Here is a 17,468-nt window from a genome sequence, read left to right on the forward strand (position 1 = left end):
GGAAACTAATATTTAAGAGTAGTATAGAAATCGAGACATTTAATAAACTCCCTGGCAGCTTTTGAAAAATACTGCTTCTTAGAGCGGACGTAACCGAATTCCATTGTATTATTTTCCAGCTCCACCAAAGGTATGGCCACAAGTTCCCCGCTCAGGAAATAGGGGTCGCTGTTAACTCCAATATCATAAGAAAAGGCAATCGCTAATCCCTCAGCGACGGTTTTTTTGATGATCTCTGTATTATTTGTGAAAAACAAAATATTCATCTCACCGTAATGATCAAAAAAACCTTTAATGAACGACTTCATTCTTGGTCCATTGTAAATGACCAAATTTTGGTCCATTAGCTCTTTTGGGGTTATGCTTTTACGGTTCACTAAAGGGGAGTTCTTACTGACCATCACTATCACTTTAGCTTCCATCAAGGGTTGGAATTCCAGCTCGATTTCTTTTGATTTAATCTTTGGGATATTCAATAGCCCGATGTCTATCTTACCATTCAGTACTTCTTCGGTTATCTCTTGTCCCCCTTTTTCTTCAATGACAATTTTCACCTCGGGATACTTCTTCTTAAATAAGGCCAAGGATTTAGGCAAAACCGTCAGAAATAAACCTTGTGTTGATGATAGGCGTAACTCTTTTTCCATCGTATCTGAATGTATTTGGGCACTGTCTCTTATTTCTTCCAATTTGCTTAATACTTCAAGAGCTTTCTGGATGATTTCCTTTCCGTCTTCTGTAGGTATGGTTCCTAACCTTGACCGCTTGAAGATTTTTATACCTAATTCCTTCTCCAAACTCGTAATGGCCATACTGATTCCAGATTGGGAGATATGGAGGCTTTCTGAAGCCGTGGAGATCGAGTTAACCTCGGCTACCTTAATGATATATTCCAATTGTTCAATATTCATGATTCATTCTCCTTCTAGCCTATTACTAATATCATACCTCGAACAGAAAGCCCTTTCAATTTTAGAGAAGTGGATTCAGGGCACTTCAAACTGTCTCCTCAAAAGCAGAATGCCAGTTTTATACAATTGTAGTTGTTTTTTCGTATTCTTTAGCGGGTTGTGCCCGATTATTTTTAATAGATACGGCAACAATCGTTCCCAATAACGCTATTATCACCAAAAACAGGAAAGCTGCATTATAGGAGTCATTAAACAAACTGATAATCAAACCGAGGGCTAAAGGAGAAACCGCACCTGCAATTTGACCGGCAAAAGTTACGAGTCCGGAGGCAGAGCCCGTTAGTTCCTTTGGTGAGTATTTTATGATGATCGTATAAAGAACCGTTCCAAAGAAAGACAGTGCTACGGAGTTGAGAGTGAGATAAGTGATGATAAGTGCTATAGACGTGGCGTTAGACATTAGAAAGAGAAAAACTGCCGATAATAAAGCGCCTGCAGCGGCAAGATACTTCTCCCGGTTAGCCATATGCTTATCCAGAAGCCACCCGCTTACATTAAACATCAAGAAACCAAAAATATAAGGGATTGCCAATAAACCTCCGGCGGCTATTAAATCCACCCCTTTTTCTTTAACCAAATATATAGGCATCCAAGTGATCAGACCATAGTTGATAATATTTGATATAAACTTGAATGTTATGAGTTTCCAAATATTTTCGATTTTAAACAACAGTTTCAGAGCAACCTTTTTTTGTTTCGGTTTGTCTTTTTTAACCTCTTGATTTCCTTGAGGCTTTAGAATGAACCAAATTCCGAAAGAAGCTAATATCCCTAGAATTCCGGCAATGGTAAACATGCCCCGCCAACCGAATGCGACCACCATGGAAGCGGCAAGTGCAGTACCTAATATCCCGCCAATATTTTGGGCAGACAGGAAAAACGAATTTGCCCGGCCCCGTTCTTCTTCCGGGAAGTTATCTCTTATAGTGGACATACTGGCAGGATAGAAAGGCCCTTCACCTAACCCGAACAGAAAACGGATGAATAATAAAGACATAAATGACCAAGCTAATCCAGTCATTACAGTGAACAGAGACCAACTAAACAAAGAAACAGTAACCATGACTCTGGCTCCATACTTATCGGTCATCCATCCACCAAGCGGTTGCATGAGTGAGTAGCTAACAAAAAATATACTAATTAAAATACCTGTCTGGGACGTATTGAGATGAAACTCATCTGCAATAGGAATAATCCCGACATTTATGGCAACGCGATCAAAAAAACTTAAAATCATTCCAACAAATAAAAGGCCGCTAATCATTATTTTTCGTTTCTTACTTGCATATAACTGCATTCCCCATCACTCCATTTTTTTATATTTTCACAAAACCTCAGCCATATAGGAAGCGCTTACAATTCCTTTCGAATTACAAAACTTGAAATTTTATTTTTACGGTTATTGACGTTTGTTCTGTAACTATTAGGAGCGTTTTATAAAAAATTAAAAACGAAACAGGATGCCCACAGGATTAATTAATACATTCAAACCCACGAGACTACAAAGTAGACTCGTGGGTAACCGATCCATCCTGGTTTTCAGAATATGAAGTGGTTGATTATCACGGAGTTACGATATTAACCTTTGGTTGGAATTGATCCAGCAAAGTCAGGAAATCCTCAAACTGTTTTTTATCACCGGAAATGGCAACTTTACCGGCTGCTTCCATTTTGGATAAATCTTCACGTCCCATAGCAATCTGATAGAAGGCCATTCTATCTAATGTTAATGTTGCATCAGGGTTAGACGCCATTTTCCCTTTTTTGAAGTTCAATACAGAATTATTCAGATCGATCGTGTAATTGGTTTTCGAATCTGTAAATGTCAAATTGAATGTCATATTTTTATTTTCCGCTTTTAATCCGTTTAATTTAATGGACAAGAATTTCAGGAAATCATCCGTTGGCATATTGAGCAGCGTATCGAGATTCATCATTCCGCCACTTCCCTTCGAGTCTGCCACACCATTCCTTAACTCATCTGCGCCGGTAAGATAGAAATTACGCCACACAGAAGATTCGGCTGTGTATCCTAATTGCTCATATGCTTTAGCCAATAAATTTTTTGCTTCTGTATTTTTCGGGTTGGCCATGACGACATGCTTTAAGACTTGAGCCACCCAGCGATATTCCCCTTTTTTATAATCAAGTTTTGCCCGTTTAATGACCCTCTTTTCCCCACCCATATATTGTACATATTTAGCGCCTGATTCCTCTTGTGGTAATGGATCCAAGTCGGATGGATTGCCGTTGAAATATCCTAAATAAAAGTTGTACACCGCTTTTACGTTGTGTTTCAATGTTCCGTAATACCCCCGATTGGCCCAGACTTTATCCAAATTTTCAGGAAGTTTCAACTCTTCTGCGATTTCATCAGGTGTAAGACCTAAATTAGCTAATCGTATGGTTTGGTCATGAATATATTTGTACAAATCACGCTGACTTTCCAACTGCTCGAGAACATTGTCCCTTCCCCATATGGGCCATGTATGGGCCGTAACCATAGCATCTATATCTTCGTTTCCAAACAGATCAACTGTTTCATCAAGTGCTTTCACCCATTTTAAGGTATCTCTGGTTTTAGCTCCCCTTAATGTATAAATATTATGTAAAGTGTGTCCGGTGTTTTCGGCTACCACTAAAGTTTTGTAATCATTGATATAATAATGCATTTCAGATGGAGCTTCCGAATCCGGCGTCAATAAAAATTTAAATGTTATTCCGTCTATTTCCACCGTTTGAATATCATCCTTCACTTCCATTGTTGGAGGTAAATAGCTAAAAGTTCCGTTACTTAATCCAGGGCCAATACCAGAAGTAACAAATCCCCTTTCATTTGCGGGTAAGAGATTTCCAAACATATAACCTGCACGGCGAGACATTATATTGCCTAAAAGAATGTTTTCACTTAGCGCTTCATCGTTAAAACCTGCTGGGACAATAATCGGCACCTTAGCTGGATTTTCAGCGTATTGAGCAATGCCTTTCATACCTCCAAAGTGATCCGCATGACTGTGACTAATAACAATTGCACTTACCGGTTTTTTGGGCCGATGTTCAAAATAAAGCTCCATGGCTGCTTTGGCCGTTTCAATTGTAGAAAGTGTATCCAAAACTATTAATCCTGTTTTTCCTTCCACAATGGTAAGCACTGATAAATCTTGGCCCCGAACTTGATAAACGCCATCTACCACTTTAAATAAGCCTGTTATATTTTGCAATTGAGCCTGGCGCCACAAGCTTGGGTTGACAGTAAAACTTGCCGGCTGATCTTCTTTGATGAATGAATATCGATTACTATCCCAAACTACGTCACCTTTTGAATTTTTAATTGGATTCATATTCAAAGGCGCAATGAATCCTTTATGTGCATTCTTGAAATCTTCCTTATCTTTAAAATTCAACTGTTCATAAAAAGCCTTATTTGCTGAAATTGTTGCATCTGTCGCCGGCATCGGCTCATCTGACGCAGCCTTTGTAACAGAAGACCCTGCCAGTAAAACAAAAACAATGGGAACGGATACAATTCCTTTAATAAAAGATACTTTGGACATTTCATACCCCTTTCTAAGTAGATATCATGTATCTAATCCGAATGTTGCAGCAGTAAACTTTCTCATCTTTTAGAAATTTTTAGAATAATATGAATTCATTTTATAATTAATTTGCCTTTAAGTATATTTCCTATTTCTAATGGTAACTTCAATTTTATTTATATTAAAAATAACAATCCCTTTGTTTATCTAACCGAAGGCTGAACAACCAAATACAAAATGCCCCTCCCGATGGGGAAGAGCTTTGATGATACGCGATGCTGTATATTCAATTTGCTATGACTTTTGCAAGGCAAGGTGTCCGGGGCCACACCGTTACCCATGAAACTGAAAACGCTGCCAAAATGTAATGGTAAGCGAAGGTTGCTGTGATTCCTTATCGAAGAAAATCAACAAATTTAGACACCCCTATTTTATTGAATCGCTTGTTTTTCCTGACTAGCCATAAATTTCTTGTTATTTCTATTCTGGAAATACCCACTTTCCGCAAAAAGCCTTGCTCCAATTCCCTGGCCACTGTCAACCTTGGCAAAATGCTGATTCCAAGTCCAGCTTCAACCGCACTTTTTATCGCTTGTGTACTGCCAATCTCCATGTAGCTTTCTATTTTTTCTAAAACCCCATGCTCCCTTAACATGTTTTCTACGATAAGCCGTGTTCCGGAAATGGATTCACGCCAAATCATCCTTTCATTTCCCAATTCCTCTAGCTGAATTTCTTTTCTGTCTTTCCATGGGTGGTCGGATGGACATACCAATATCAATTCGTCTTCGGCGAACTTGTCTACAATAAAATCGGTGTTTTCCACAAGTCCTTCCACCAAGGCCAAATCAATGACATCGTTTGAAAGATCCTCCAGAACCCGGGGGGTATTTTTTATCGTTAAGGTAACTTTTATTTCAGGCTGTTGTTTTTTAAATCCCCCCAGCAAGCTCGGCAACAAATACTCACCGATAGTCAAGGATGCCCCTACTATGAGGTTTGCATTGTACTCTCCCGTTGATTGCTGAATCACTTCTTTTGAATGGTTGAAGTCATTTACAATAGCTTTTGCAAAAGGGTATAACAGCTTTCCTGCTTCTGTAACTCTCAGCCTTCCTTCCTCACGGTCAAATAACAAAGTGTTATAATAATTTTCCAGTTGATGGATTTGACGTGTTACAGCGGGTTGAGATAGGAAACTTAACCTAGCTGCCTGGCTTATACTTCCTTCATCCACCACTAAACAAAACATTTTCAGATTTTCCAATTTCAAGAAAACGACCTCCATGTTTTTAGATAGTTTATTAAAATGATAGCATCATTCGGTAAATGGTGAAATGAAAATAGTGTGATACATACTGAGGCTAGGCGGCATTCTTTATAAATCGGATAAATCTTCTGGGTATAACGTTTTGTTATACCCGATGATTTTGTTGCAATTTACCCATCCCTTTTTCTTTGATATGTTAATAATAAGATTTAAACAAAGCATGCAAAGGAAGTGACTGATGTCAATGAAAGGGCAATGGAAAATTCTATTCCAATTATTTTGGACCTTTTTTAAAATAGCACCTGTCACATTCGGAGGCGGGTTTGCGATGATCCCTTTAATCGAAAAAGAAGTGGTCGAAAAGAGAAAATGGATGAAAAGCGAAGAAGTTACGGATGTTTTTGCGTTATCTCAGTCCGTACCGGGAGCTGTCGCCATTAACTCCGCCACCTTTATTGGCCATCGGATTGCCGGAATGAAGGGGGCGATGGCAGCCATGATCGGTGTTTCATTACCTACCTTTTTAATTGTTCTGCTCCTCGGCATTTTGTATTTTTTCATTCATGATAACCCGAAGATAGAATCCGCATTCTTATCGATCAGAGCTTCCATAGTAGCCATCATCGCCTATGCGGCTATCAAGATTGGAAAAACGGCTATTGTAGACAAAACAACTTTCTGTATTTTAATAGTAGGAATTCCAGTCCTTTTCTTTCTGCACCCTGTGATGGTTATATTAGCAGGAGCTGTAGCTGGTATTGTGACCATCTCCATTAAGAGAAAATTAGGTTACGAAGTCAAGGTGGACAGAAAAGATATAGGAAATGAAGAAGATGATTTCGAACCTTTCATGGGTGCTGGCATATAGGTATATCAAAAAAGGGTCTAACTAATTTTCAAGAAAGTGTGTGATAGAATGATGGAATTGTGGGAGTTGTTTAGCACCTTCTTTATTATCGGCTTTGTATCGTTTGGAGGCGGATACGCCATGATTCCCGTAATAGAATCGGAAGTATCACAGCATGGATGGATGACGACGCAGCAATTTACTGATATCATCGCCATTTCCGGTATGTCCCCAGGACCTGTCACTGCCAATAGTGCCATTCTCGTTGGCTATTCGACTGCTGGATTTGCAGGAGCCATATCATCTGCTTTCGGAATCTTGCTTCCTGCTATTATATTCGTAACCGTTATAGCCACCTTCTTCATCAAATTGAATCATTACCCAGTTATTCACTCCATGTTCTATGGACTAAGACCCATTGTCACTAGTTTAATCCTCTTTGCAGCGATCAGCTTTGCACTTTCCAATCATATGATAGCGCTGAACTTTTCCTGGCATACGATAAGCTTATTACTCGTTTTTGGATTATCGTTATTTGCCCTAATGAAATTACGCTGGCACCCAGCCTATGTAATTATTCTTTCTGGTTTAGTTGGAGTCGTCCTCTATTCATGACAAATGTCGTACACACAACCATTATCTATATGGATTGGAATTAAGCAGATGAATTGAAAACGGCCTTGATTAATTTTTAAATACTGATACAGACATAAATGCGAGGAAGACTTTTGAATTGCTTATGTTTTAGTATTTCACCCATACAGAAAACACCCTGTATCCAATGATTCAGGGTGTTTTCTTATTATTCTCTTTTAAGAAGTACGTTTCTTCGTTTCATCATTACCCGGCTGAAACCGTGGAAAACCAATCAGGATGGCAATGACGCCACAAAGTCCAATTAGTATTGGATAATATGAATACTGCAAGATGCTTATCGGAGAAATCTTTGCTACTCCTGCTGCAACCAGCAGTTGTGCTCCATATGGTATCAACCCTTGGATACAACATGCAAATATGTCAAGCAAGCTCGCTGATTTACGCGGATCAATCCCATACTTTTCAGCGATATTTTTGGCAAGTGGCCCGGCAATGATAATCGAAATCGTGTTATTTGCCGTTGAAAGGTTTGTCAAACCAACAAGCCCGGCAATGCTGAATTCCGCGCCTTTTTTTGATTTGCTATTTCGGGTCACTAGGTGAAGTAGATAATCGATGCCACCATTATGTTTGATTACAGCTACCATACCTGCAATTAAAATGGCAAGGAAGGAGATTTCATACATTCCCGCCATTCCTTCTCCAACTTTTTGGATGACACCCAACGGTTGATAACTTCCGTCCGCCAACCCGATAATTCCGGCAAATACGATTCCGATGGAAAGGACCAAGAACACATTGACTCCTGCCAATGCAGTGATCAATACGCAAAGATATGGAAGAATCTTCACCCAATTATAAGACTGTTGGGAGATGTCGGCTTGTTCACCCATCGTTAAAATTCCTAGGATGGCACATGTGATGATGGCCGCAGGTAAAACGATGAAAAAATTCACTTTAAACTTATCCTTCATTTTCGTTCCCTGAGTTCGAACTGCAGCGATTGTCGTATCTGAAATGAAGGAAAGGTTATCCCCAAACATCGCACCACCAATAACGGCCGCCATTGAAAGGGCAAGCGAAATATCTGTTTGCTCACTAATCCCGACCCCGATAGGTGCCAGTGCAACAATCGTTCCCATGCTTGTCCCCATGGATAAAGAAATAAAACAAGCAATAATGAAAATCCCTACCATTAATAGATTTTGCGGAAAAACAGCTAAGGCAAGATTCACTGTTGATTCAACTGCCCCCATGCCATTGGCAACTTCGGCAAAAGCGCCAGCTAAAAGGAAAATGATAACCATTAGCATAATATTGGCGTCACCGGCACCTTTACAGAAGATATCAACCTTTTGATTGAATGTCTCTTTCCGATTCATTGCCAATGCAGCTGCCGAAGCAATTGAAATCGCTACAATCACCGGAAATGAATAAAAATCTTTAGTGATGATTCCGGACCCTATAAATAAAATTAAAAATACGACAAATGGGATCAATGCCCATGGATTCCCTTTATTGTTTGCACTCATGATGTACACCTCTTTTTATTTTTTCCGCGACATGTGTCACAGCTCTTATTCTATTAACAGTTTACGCAAATAACACCAGTTTTAACTTGATTATCAAGTCATGGAGCTATAGCAAAAAAACTGTCAGCATAAAAAAGACCCCTTCTATTTAACAACAAGAAGAGGTCTTTTAATTTATAAAAAACACCCTTCTTATCTTTCAGGCGAAAATCAGCCTGCTGGATTTGGCACAGCACTCCTATTAAGTCCGCTGCCGAGACATCTTCGGGCCAGTCCCTCCGTCTCTCTTGATAAGAAGATCTAAATTATATAATTTATCAAAAATTACGATGTCTACCAGAAAAGCACCAGGCTGGAAACCTGCCGAAACCAATCTAGTTTCTGAAAGTGACATCAAAGTCGTTTTGAAAAGCAAATATAAGAGTACAGCATTTTGTCTATTTTCGCAAGGTTTAATTTTAAATTATTTCACATGCACTCCTTACTGATTATAAAGAGATCTTGACATGTGCAGTTAATCAATTATTTTCATTTATCGGGACGGAATTCATATAAAAAAGAGGTCTAATGACCTCTCAGCAAATTTGTTGTATTAGGTTAGATGAATTATTTTTGGTCGAGTTCACATCAGTCGATACCTCAAAGGCTTCCATCTGTTCCGAATCGAATGACTTTAAATACTGCTGCAGATATGCAGGATCATTATTGGTTGGATTCAACCAATCTTTTTCATCTTCTGGTTTAAGGATGACAGGCATACGATCATGAATGCTGGTCATTAGCTCATTAGGAACGGTTGTTATAACGGAGCACGAATAGACGCTGATTCCTTCAGGAGATTTCCAGGATTCCCAGATACCCGCCATTCCAAATGGAGCATGATTCTTCAGTTTTATTCGCATCGGTATTTTTCTTTCCGGTGTCTTATTCCATTCATAAAAAGAGTCAGCGATTATCAAGCATCTCTTCTTTTTATACGCATTCCTGAAGCTTGCTTTCTCAGCAATGGTTTCCGCTCTGGCATTGATCATTTTGTAGCCCACTTTTTCGTCTTTTGCCCAGTAAGGAATGAGTCCCCACCGAAGATATCCAAGTCGATTCTTTGCCCCGTCATTAATGACAGAGAGCACGGATTGGGAGGGAGCAATATTGTAGCTGAATTGGTATTCCTCATCAAACGATCCTTGAATATCAAACCGATCTTTTATTTCTTCAATGTCAGTGAAAAGGGTAAAACGTCCACACATACTATCGCCTACCGTATTAGAATTTATTACAGTGTAACAAATCGAACGGACAGGCACAAATCAGCGTTCTAAAATCCTGATGTCGGTAAATGGTTGATTAAATAATTCGCTGGAAATCAAAAGAGTTCCAAGGACTTCTCTTTCATCTTCAGCTTTAATGATTTCCGACAAGATCAAGGTACTGCCATTCCTGACCGTCACTTTATATTCATTCATAAAAAATCCCCCCTAGATGGTTGTTATTATAAACCAAAAACCCATAAGTATCAGTAGTGAACTTTGGCAGAGCCATGGTTAATCCTATAACGGGGAGTCAAGCAATGGCTGGGGCCATTAACCCATATAAAGGAGGCGTAAAAAAGACTGTCCATGAATGATTCACGGACAGCCTGGGTGCTGTCAAAGGTTTTAGCTTCAATACTGATAATTGATCATGGATATAACATTGAGGAAAGCTGGAAGGACCAAATTGGAATTGCCCCTCTTCCATGTCCATTCATTATTTAAAATGCAGCAAAACTTCATTTATTAAATGTGCTGCCAATGTTACGGTTTTATTATTTTCGTCCAACGAAGGATTCACTTCCGAAATGTCAAAGGAGAGGATCTTTTCATTCGATACGATATGCCTAATAATCGCACGGACCAATTTCGGATTCAGTCCAAACGGCGATGGTGCACTTACCCCAGGTGCGTAGGCTGAATCAATAACGTCCGTACATAATGTAAGCATAATGCAGTCATTTTTATTAACGAATTCATTTATCCGCCGCTTTGTTTCATCCATTTCGTTCAATGACAAATCTTCTTCCAATATGTAGTCGACCTTACTTCTCTCAGCGGTTTCAAATAGTGCCTTCGTATTCCCCTGCTTCTGAATTCCGACACATAAATATCCACAACTTTGATCTTCGTCCAAGATCTGCTTAAACATCGTTCCTGATGAACTTTCTTTTTCATAGGGCCTCATATCAAAGTGCGCGTCAATATTAATGATCCCCAATCTAGCTTTTGGTCCAATGGATTTCCTTATCCCAAGATAATGGCCATAGAGGGTTTCGTGCCCTCCCCCAAGTATGATAGGAATCGCTTTAGTCTCCAATATCCGGTCAACAGCCGATCCCAATTCGAATTGGGCGGCCTCCATCTCCGTACTTTCACATATTACATCGCCAGCATCCACCAGCTCGGTTTGTGACGGTAAATGACAGGGTAATTTCGCCAAGTACTGCCTAATATGATCAGGGCCCTCTGCAGCACCAATCCTGCCTTTATTCCTTTTGACGCCTTCATCACATTTGAAGCCAATCAACCCAAAGGTCTTTGATGCATTGGAAGAGATGGCTAATTCCGATATCGGAGCCAACCGTACTCTTTGGTGGTATCTGAAGCTGTCCATGTCAGTTTGGGAATCAATTCTTCCATTCCAATATTTTGAAGTCGGATTAGTATACATAATTTCTCCTTTATTTAAAAAATTCCGAAATATCTTTTTTAAAAATTATAAATGAGATAATATATAATTACCAATACAAAAATTCGATATATCTATAGTTTAAAGCTATAGAAAGGAGAATAAATGGATCTTCGTCAACTTCGGTATTTCACTACCACCGTCCAGGAAAAGAATTTCTCAAAAGCAGCAAAAATGCTGCATATATCACAACCTTCCCTAAGTAATGCCATAATGAAATTAGAAAATGAAGTTAGTTTACAGCTTTTGGAACGTAATACAAGGGGTCTTGAGCTTACGGAAGCAGGGGGGGTTTTTTATGCGAGATCTGTTGATCTGTTAAGAAGATTCGATAATATGCAAGTGGAGCTTAAGGAAATGAAGGAAATTGGAAGCGGAACAGTATCTATAGGTTCCATAGAATCATTCAAATTTTGGTTCCCGAAGATAATCAGGAACTTCAAAATCAATTATCCTAATATTCATATAAAAGTAAGGGAAATATTAGGGGAAGAGAAAGTTTTCGATTCCTTAAATCGGTATAATGTTCATTTCACCATCACGAACCAGCCCATCAACAATGATGAAATTCTGTCCACTCCCCTTTATAATGAAAAATTCATGCTTTTGATCCATAAAGATGACGAGTTAAATCAAAAAGAGTCCATCACTTTCCATGACATTGCAAAGAAAGAATTGATCATCAGCACAACTGGATTTCAAACAAGAGATGATATCTTAAGAGCATTTAAGGATGAAAATGCAATTCCGAATATCCTATACGAAATAGAAAGGCTTGAAACGGCTTGCAGTTTGGTGGAAGAAGGTCTTGGGGTTACAATTTTACCGGAAAGCTATATAAAATCCGCTGCAACCCCCAATACTGCAATTCGTGCGATTGATTCGAATTTTTTGGAAAGGACTGTTTACCTGGCTTTTTTGAAAGATCGTTATCTGTCTCCTGCTGTATGTAGGTTAGTCGAGGACATACATAGCTTTTTTAGGAATGATGGTAAGGTTGATGCCTAAAAAAGAATCCAACGGTTCATTGAATAATGACCAAAAAATATTCCCCTTATGCACATTGCACAAGGGGAATGTTTTATTGCTCTTGGCCTTGATTCCTTATTAACATCTTGCGAAAGGTATTTCAGTCTATATTTACAGGATAAAATTAATTCGTGACACTGCCATCATCGTCTGGATCTTCAATATCAGCCGGATCTTTTTCCAAAAGTGCAACTTTGTCTTTTTCGTTCCATTTTGCTTTATATCCTAATGATTTTGCGACTTTTAGCACCGGTAAGTAGGATTTTTTATCTGGTTTAAATATTTCCAAATCCACTGTTTCAATTGCACCCAAACCTAGAAGCAATTTGTCTGATTGGATATATGGTTTTCCATCAATCAGTTTCATTTGTTTAGCTGTGTAAGGATAAATGGCTCCATTCACTTTTAAGGTAAACGGCCCCTTTTTTTCTTCTTTCATTTCTCTTGGCTGTTTCGATTTATAGGAAAACCCATCCACACCGAGAACTGTTCCTTCTCTTGTATTGTCGGCACCCCCATACATTCTTCCCCTTTCATAATCATAAATAACAGCTTGCACATTTCCGATATGCTGCGGTTTTTCTTCATAAACATGCCCTTTTGCCATTAACTCTAACCTTGTATTTTGCTCGATTCCCGGTTCCCATCTAACTGTCGGATAGCCAGCAGAGTAAACACGCGGCGTAAGTATCGCATCTTGAATTGTCATTTGATGATCGATCACATTCATGATCGTTTCAGATACCGATGCTATAATCGTGGCTCCACCTGGTGACCCAATGGCCATGAAAGGGTTGCCATCTTTTAATATGAAGGTCGGCGACATACTGCTTCTTGGTCTTTTTCCTGGTTCCACCTGGTTAACGCCACCTGGTGTGGCATCAAAATCCGTCATTTCATTATTAAGCATGAATCCATAATCAGGTACCATGATACCTGAACCGAATACTTGCTCTATCGTAGTCGTATAAGAAACCATATTTCCCCACTTATCCATTACAGAAAAGTGAGTCGTTTGTCCGATCGGTGTTTTCTCTTCTTTTACCTTCTCCATTGAAACCGGTTCTTGGTCTTCGTACTTCCATGGATCGCCTTCTTTGACATCGGCTGTTGCTTTATTTGGATTGATGAGTTTTCTTCTTTCTTTTATATATTCTTCATCTAATAGTCCTTTAGTGGGTACATCATAAAAATCTTCATCTGCCATATAGGCAGCTCGATCGGCAAAAGCCAGATGCATGGCTTCGGTTAGATGATGAAGATACTCAGGAGAGTTCGCCCCCATCTTTTGCACATCGTATCCTTCCATAAGCTCAAGAATCTGTTGCACAGTCAAGCTGCCTGAACTTGGTGAAGCCGCCCCGACCACTTCAAATCCCCTATATTCCGATTTAATTGGCTCCCTCTCTTTCACCACATAGTTTTCCAAATCTTCAGTTGTCATCGTCCCATCACGTTTTTGAACTTCTTTGGTGAGGGCTTCCCCGATTTCACCTTTATAAAAAACATTTGAACCTTGTTTTTTTATTAACTTAAGAGTCTTTGCCAGATTAGGCTGAACGAGGGTGTCTCCCTCTTCCAATGGTTTTCCGTTAGGCACAAATACTTTTGCAGCTTCTTCGTTATTTTCTAATTTTTTTACATTTTCATCGATATATTGCGCTGTTATCCAATTGACCTTAACTCCTTTTTCAGCTTGTTTAATGGCCGGGTCCATAACTTGTGATAATTTCAATGTCCCATATTTCTCTAAGGCAGCTTCCATCCCCTTAAGGGTTCCAGGAACACCAACAGCTTTACCGGTTGTGTGCCGTTTACTAAAAGGTACGGGTTTTCCCTTTTCATCTAAAAATAGTTCAGGCGTAACATTTTGCGGTGCCATTTCGCGGCTATCGATCATCGTTATTTTATTTTCTTTCTTATTATAAATCATGATAAAACCACCGCCGCCGATTCCAGACATCATCGGTTCAACTACATTTAACGATAATTGAATGGCTGCTGCTGCATCGACCGCGTTTCCACCTTGTTTTAATATCTTTATGCCCGCTTCAGCCGCTAAAGGGTGGGAAACTGATACGATTCCTTTTGTTGCTCCTTTTTTCATTGAAGTATCCACTCCAGGGACACTTGCAAAAGCTGGTGTGATCATGCAAAAGAAACTGAAAGTAACTAAAATAAAACTTTTTAAAAATTTCATGAATTAGTCTCCTTTCAAATTAAAACCAATTAGGGTTTTACCATAACGAAACTGAAATTACGACAGATGACCCTAGTAGGAATATGCTTGTTGTTCTCGAGAAAAGCAGTCTCACATTCCGATTGGGCATTGTGTTCTCAATGATGTTTCACTTCAAAAAATCACCCCCCGAATGGTTCAGCTCTATCATTTACTTTTAGGAACGATATTCTTAGACTCAATTTTTCTCTATGCTTTGGTTATTTTCCAAGATTTTGGGGCTGTGGTGATTGTCACTCTTCCAAAGATATTGTAAAGCCAGTAATACGATAAAAGCGGATACCCCAATGATGTCCGATATCGTTTCAGGATAGATTAATAGTAAACCAACGATTATCGCGAGGATTCTTTCTAACCAGTGCATCCCCCTCATCCAGTAACCTATAATACCCGCACCAATTGCAATCATGCCTGACATTGCTGTAAGTACGACCCAGGCAACCTCCATCCAATTTGTATCGATCATCAGCATTTGTGGGGAAAGAACAAAAATATATGGAATGATAAATGCAGCGATAGCAAGTTTTGATGACTCAATTCCCGTTTTTATCGGTTCACCACCTGCCACCCCTGCCGCTGCAAATGCCGCTAAAGCAACTGGAGGAGTAATATCTGCTATAATGCCAAAATAGAAAACGAATAAATGTGCAGATAAATCAGGAACACCAAGTAAAATGATCGCAGGTGCTGCAATCGTCGATGTGATGACATAATTGGCGGTCGTAGGTGAACCCATTCCTAATATAAGTGCCGCTACCATAGTTAGCATCAGTGTTGGAATCAAATATCCACCAGACAAATCGATCAAACCATTTGCCAGCTTCAGCCCTAATCCGGTTTTCGTAACGATTCCTACAATAATTCCTGCTGCTGCGGTTGCAGCTGCAACCGCAAGTGCCGTTCGGGCTCCATCCACCAATGCATAAATGATATCGATGAATTTCATACGGACATCCTTGTTTATGAAACCTACAAGAACCGAGATAGCAATGGAATACAGTGCTGCATGTGTAACCGTGATATTCAGCATGAGCAATAAAATAATGGCAAGGATCGGTATTAGTAAATAAAATTTGCCGAACACTTCCTTTTTACTTGGCATCTCTTCTTTCGTTAACCCACGCAGCCCAAGTCGTTTCGCTTCAAAATGGGTCATGATCCAAATTCCTGAAAAGTAAAGGATAGCTGGAATCGCAGCCGCCTTTGCTATATCCCAATACGTTATCCCATTCCCAATGAACTCAACCATTAAGAATGCCGCTGCCCCCATTACCGGAGGCATCAATTGACCGCCTGTCGAAGCGGCTGCCTCCACTGCCCCAGCGAATTCCTTCTTATATCCAAGATTTTTCATCATCGGTATCGTGAATGCTCCCGAAGTGACAACATTAGCTACAGAACTTCCGCTAATCGTTCCTTGGAGAGCACTGGAAAAAATCGCAACCTTTGCAGGTCCCCCTATCCTTCTGCCGGCAATGGCGGTTGAAAGATCATTGAAGTATTGACCGACACCTGTTCGGACTAGAAAGGATCCAAAGAGTAAAAATAGGAAGATGAATGTCGATGACACCGCTAACGGAGTGCCTAAAATGCCCTCTGTCGAGAAGAACATCGTTTGCACCATCCGTTCTAGAGTCAAACCGCGATGAGCGAGGAATCCTGGCATATACTGTCCAAAAATTCCATAGAAAATGAATATCAAAGCAATGACCATAATGGGAAGCCCCACTGCACGCCTGGTTGCCTCCAAAACCAGGAGAATGGCCATTAAACCAACGGCAAAATCCAATGCGCCCAAACGTCCTACATTCATGACGATATCTTCGAAAAATAAGGGCCAATATGCACCTACCCCGATACTAAGGATCGCTAATATGATATCGTACCAGGCAATTTGAAACTTTCCTTTTTCACGCTTCTTCCGGTTTGCTGGAAATAGTAAAAACACTAAGGAGAGTGCAAACCCTAAATGTATCGTCCGTTGGATTTGTGCTGTAAAAACACCAAAAATGGCAGTATATAATTGGAATAGCGAAAAAGCCAGGAGTCCAAAAAACGCAATGTGGCCCAAGACACCAGTTAATTTCCTAGTCCCGGCTTCTGGATCATATTTTTCCAATAACTCCTGCTGTTCCGCTTCGGTTAAATATTTGATTTTTTCATTATCAGCCACTAATCTTCACTCCCTTCAACTGTTCCCACAATGAAATTCTTTCCGATGAAATCCTGACCCATGTCCCTGGTTTAATGAAGTCTGCCAATGTGTATGGTTTTTCATCATATATTAAACGATGGTTAGCTTTAACTTGTCCTACCCGTAAATCTATATGGGTGAAATTGCGTTTCATATTTTTTATGAAATAGGTACCGTCTTTTTCTTCAAATACTTCCTCCCCCTCCGCATTAGAAGGCATACCGACTGCAAAATCATGATAAGAAAGTTCAGTTTGTTCGATTTGCTTATCCGATAAACGATATGATTCCAAAACATCCGTGAGGTGGATGGAGTGTGTATACTCAATCTTGAATTCTTTTTCTTTTTTCAAAGGAAAGTATGCGATTAATTCCCCTTGGTCCTCAAAGGAAAAGGCAATTACATGCTTGTAAGGAAAAAAGAATAAAAAAGCGATGAGCAGAGGTATACCAAATGCCATGAATCTCTTGAATTTCATAGGTACCCCTTTCAAAACCAGATATCCCATTTAGAAAAAAACGAAGCCGATAGG

14 protein-coding genes and 1 riboswitch are annotated in these 17,468 nt (G+C 39.6%); of the genes, 3 read left to right on the top strand and 11 right to left on the bottom strand.

Features of this window, described 5'->3' with window-relative positions; genetic code table 11:
* Positions 1-5: 5 nt before the first annotated feature.
* From ACIQZD_RS12735 to ACIQZD_RS12750, 4 genes are all read right to left on the bottom strand, one after another.
* A complete protein-coding gene (locus ACIQZD_RS12735) occupies positions 6-911 on the bottom strand; it encodes a LysR family transcriptional regulator (RefSeq protein WP_402902854.1) in 906 nt (301 codons plus the stop codon).
* A gap of 118 nt (positions 912-1,029) precedes the next feature.
* Entirely contained in the window at positions 1,030-2,268 is a 1,239-nt protein-coding gene (locus ACIQZD_RS12740; RefSeq protein WP_402902857.1) for an MFS transporter, read from the bottom strand.
* Between the two features lie 265 nt (positions 2,269-2,533).
* Complete coding sequence (locus tag ACIQZD_RS12745) at positions 2,534-4,525, bottom strand: alkyl/aryl-sulfatase (RefSeq protein ID WP_402902860.1); 1,992 nt, start codon at positions 4,523-4,525, stop codon at positions 2,534-2,536.
* 376 nt (positions 4,526-4,901) lie between these two features.
* Complete coding sequence (locus tag ACIQZD_RS12750) at positions 4,902-5,780, bottom strand: LysR family transcriptional regulator (protein ID WP_402902863.1); 879 nt, start codon at positions 5,778-5,780, stop codon at positions 4,902-4,904.
* A gap of 235 nt (positions 5,781-6,015) precedes the next feature.
* Between ACIQZD_RS12750 and ACIQZD_RS12755 the strand changes: the two genes are divergently transcribed.
* The gene (locus ACIQZD_RS12755; RefSeq protein ID WP_402902866.1) at positions 6,016-6,645 is read left to right on the top strand and encodes a chromate transporter; all 630 of its coding nucleotides are present in this window, start codon (positions 6,016-6,018) and stop codon (positions 6,643-6,645) included.
* A gap of 48 nt (positions 6,646-6,693) precedes the next feature.
* Positions 6,694-7,239: a chromate transporter gene (locus ACIQZD_RS12760; protein ID WP_402902868.1), complete on the top strand. Its 546-nt coding sequence runs from the start codon at positions 6,694-6,696 to the stop codon at positions 7,237-7,239.
* A gap of 197 nt (positions 7,240-7,436) precedes the next feature.
* Here ACIQZD_RS12760 and ACIQZD_RS12765 read toward each other — a convergent pair whose 3' ends face one another.
* The 4 genes from ACIQZD_RS12765 to hutG all read right to left on the bottom strand — a co-directional run bounded on the left by ACIQZD_RS12765 (position 7,437) and on the right by hutG (position 11,456).
* Entirely contained in the window at positions 7,437-8,753 is a 1,317-nt protein-coding gene (locus ACIQZD_RS12765) for a Na+/H+ antiporter NhaC family protein (RefSeq protein ID WP_402902871.1), read from the bottom strand.
* Positions 8,754-8,942: 189 nt separating this feature from the next.
* Positions 8,943-9,050: riboswitch (SAM riboswitch) on the bottom strand.
* A gap of 278 nt (positions 9,051-9,328) precedes the next feature.
* Complete coding sequence (locus ACIQZD_RS12770; RefSeq protein ID WP_402902874.1) at positions 9,329-10,000, bottom strand: SOS response-associated peptidase; 672 nt, start codon at positions 9,998-10,000, stop codon at positions 9,329-9,331.
* Between the two features lie 60 nt (positions 10,001-10,060).
* Entirely contained in the window at positions 10,061-10,216 is a 156-nt protein-coding gene (locus ACIQZD_RS12775) for a hypothetical protein (protein WP_153246094.1), read from the bottom strand.
* A 283-nt stretch (positions 10,217-10,499) separates the two neighbouring features.
* Positions 10,500-11,456, bottom strand: coding sequence for a formimidoylglutamase (gene hutG, locus ACIQZD_RS12780; RefSeq protein ID WP_402902878.1), 957 nt, complete (start codon positions 11,454-11,456; stop codon positions 10,500-10,502).
* A gap of 123 nt (positions 11,457-11,579) precedes the next feature.
* Between hutG and ACIQZD_RS12785 the strand changes: the two genes are divergently transcribed.
* Positions 11,580-12,482, top strand: coding sequence for a LysR family transcriptional regulator (locus ACIQZD_RS12785; RefSeq protein WP_402902881.1), 903 nt, complete (start codon positions 11,580-11,582; stop codon positions 12,480-12,482).
* A 145-nt stretch (positions 12,483-12,627) separates the two neighbouring features.
* On the opposite strand, the gene ggt is transcribed toward ACIQZD_RS12785, so the two are convergent.
* From ggt to ACIQZD_RS12800, 3 genes are all read right to left on the bottom strand, one after another.
* Positions 12,628-14,703, bottom strand: coding sequence for a gamma-glutamyltransferase (gene ggt, locus ACIQZD_RS12790; protein ID WP_402902884.1), 2,076 nt, complete (start codon positions 14,701-14,703; stop codon positions 12,628-12,630).
* A 217-nt stretch (positions 14,704-14,920) separates the two neighbouring features.
* Entirely contained in the window at positions 14,921-16,915 is a 1,995-nt protein-coding gene (locus ACIQZD_RS12795; RefSeq protein WP_402902887.1) for a TRAP transporter permease, read from the bottom strand.
* Complete coding sequence (locus ACIQZD_RS12800; protein WP_402902890.1) at positions 16,908-17,414, bottom strand: DUF1850 domain-containing protein; 507 nt, start codon at positions 17,412-17,414, stop codon at positions 16,908-16,910. The genes ACIQZD_RS12795 and ACIQZD_RS12800 overlap by 8 nt, the downstream gene beginning before the upstream one ends.
* Positions 17,415-17,468: the final 54 nt, after the last annotated feature.

The sequence above is a fragment of the Peribacillus sp. NPDC096447 genome (genome assembly GCF_044762725.1).
Lineage (GTDB): Bacteria > Bacillota > Bacilli > Bacillales > DSM-1321 > Peribacillus.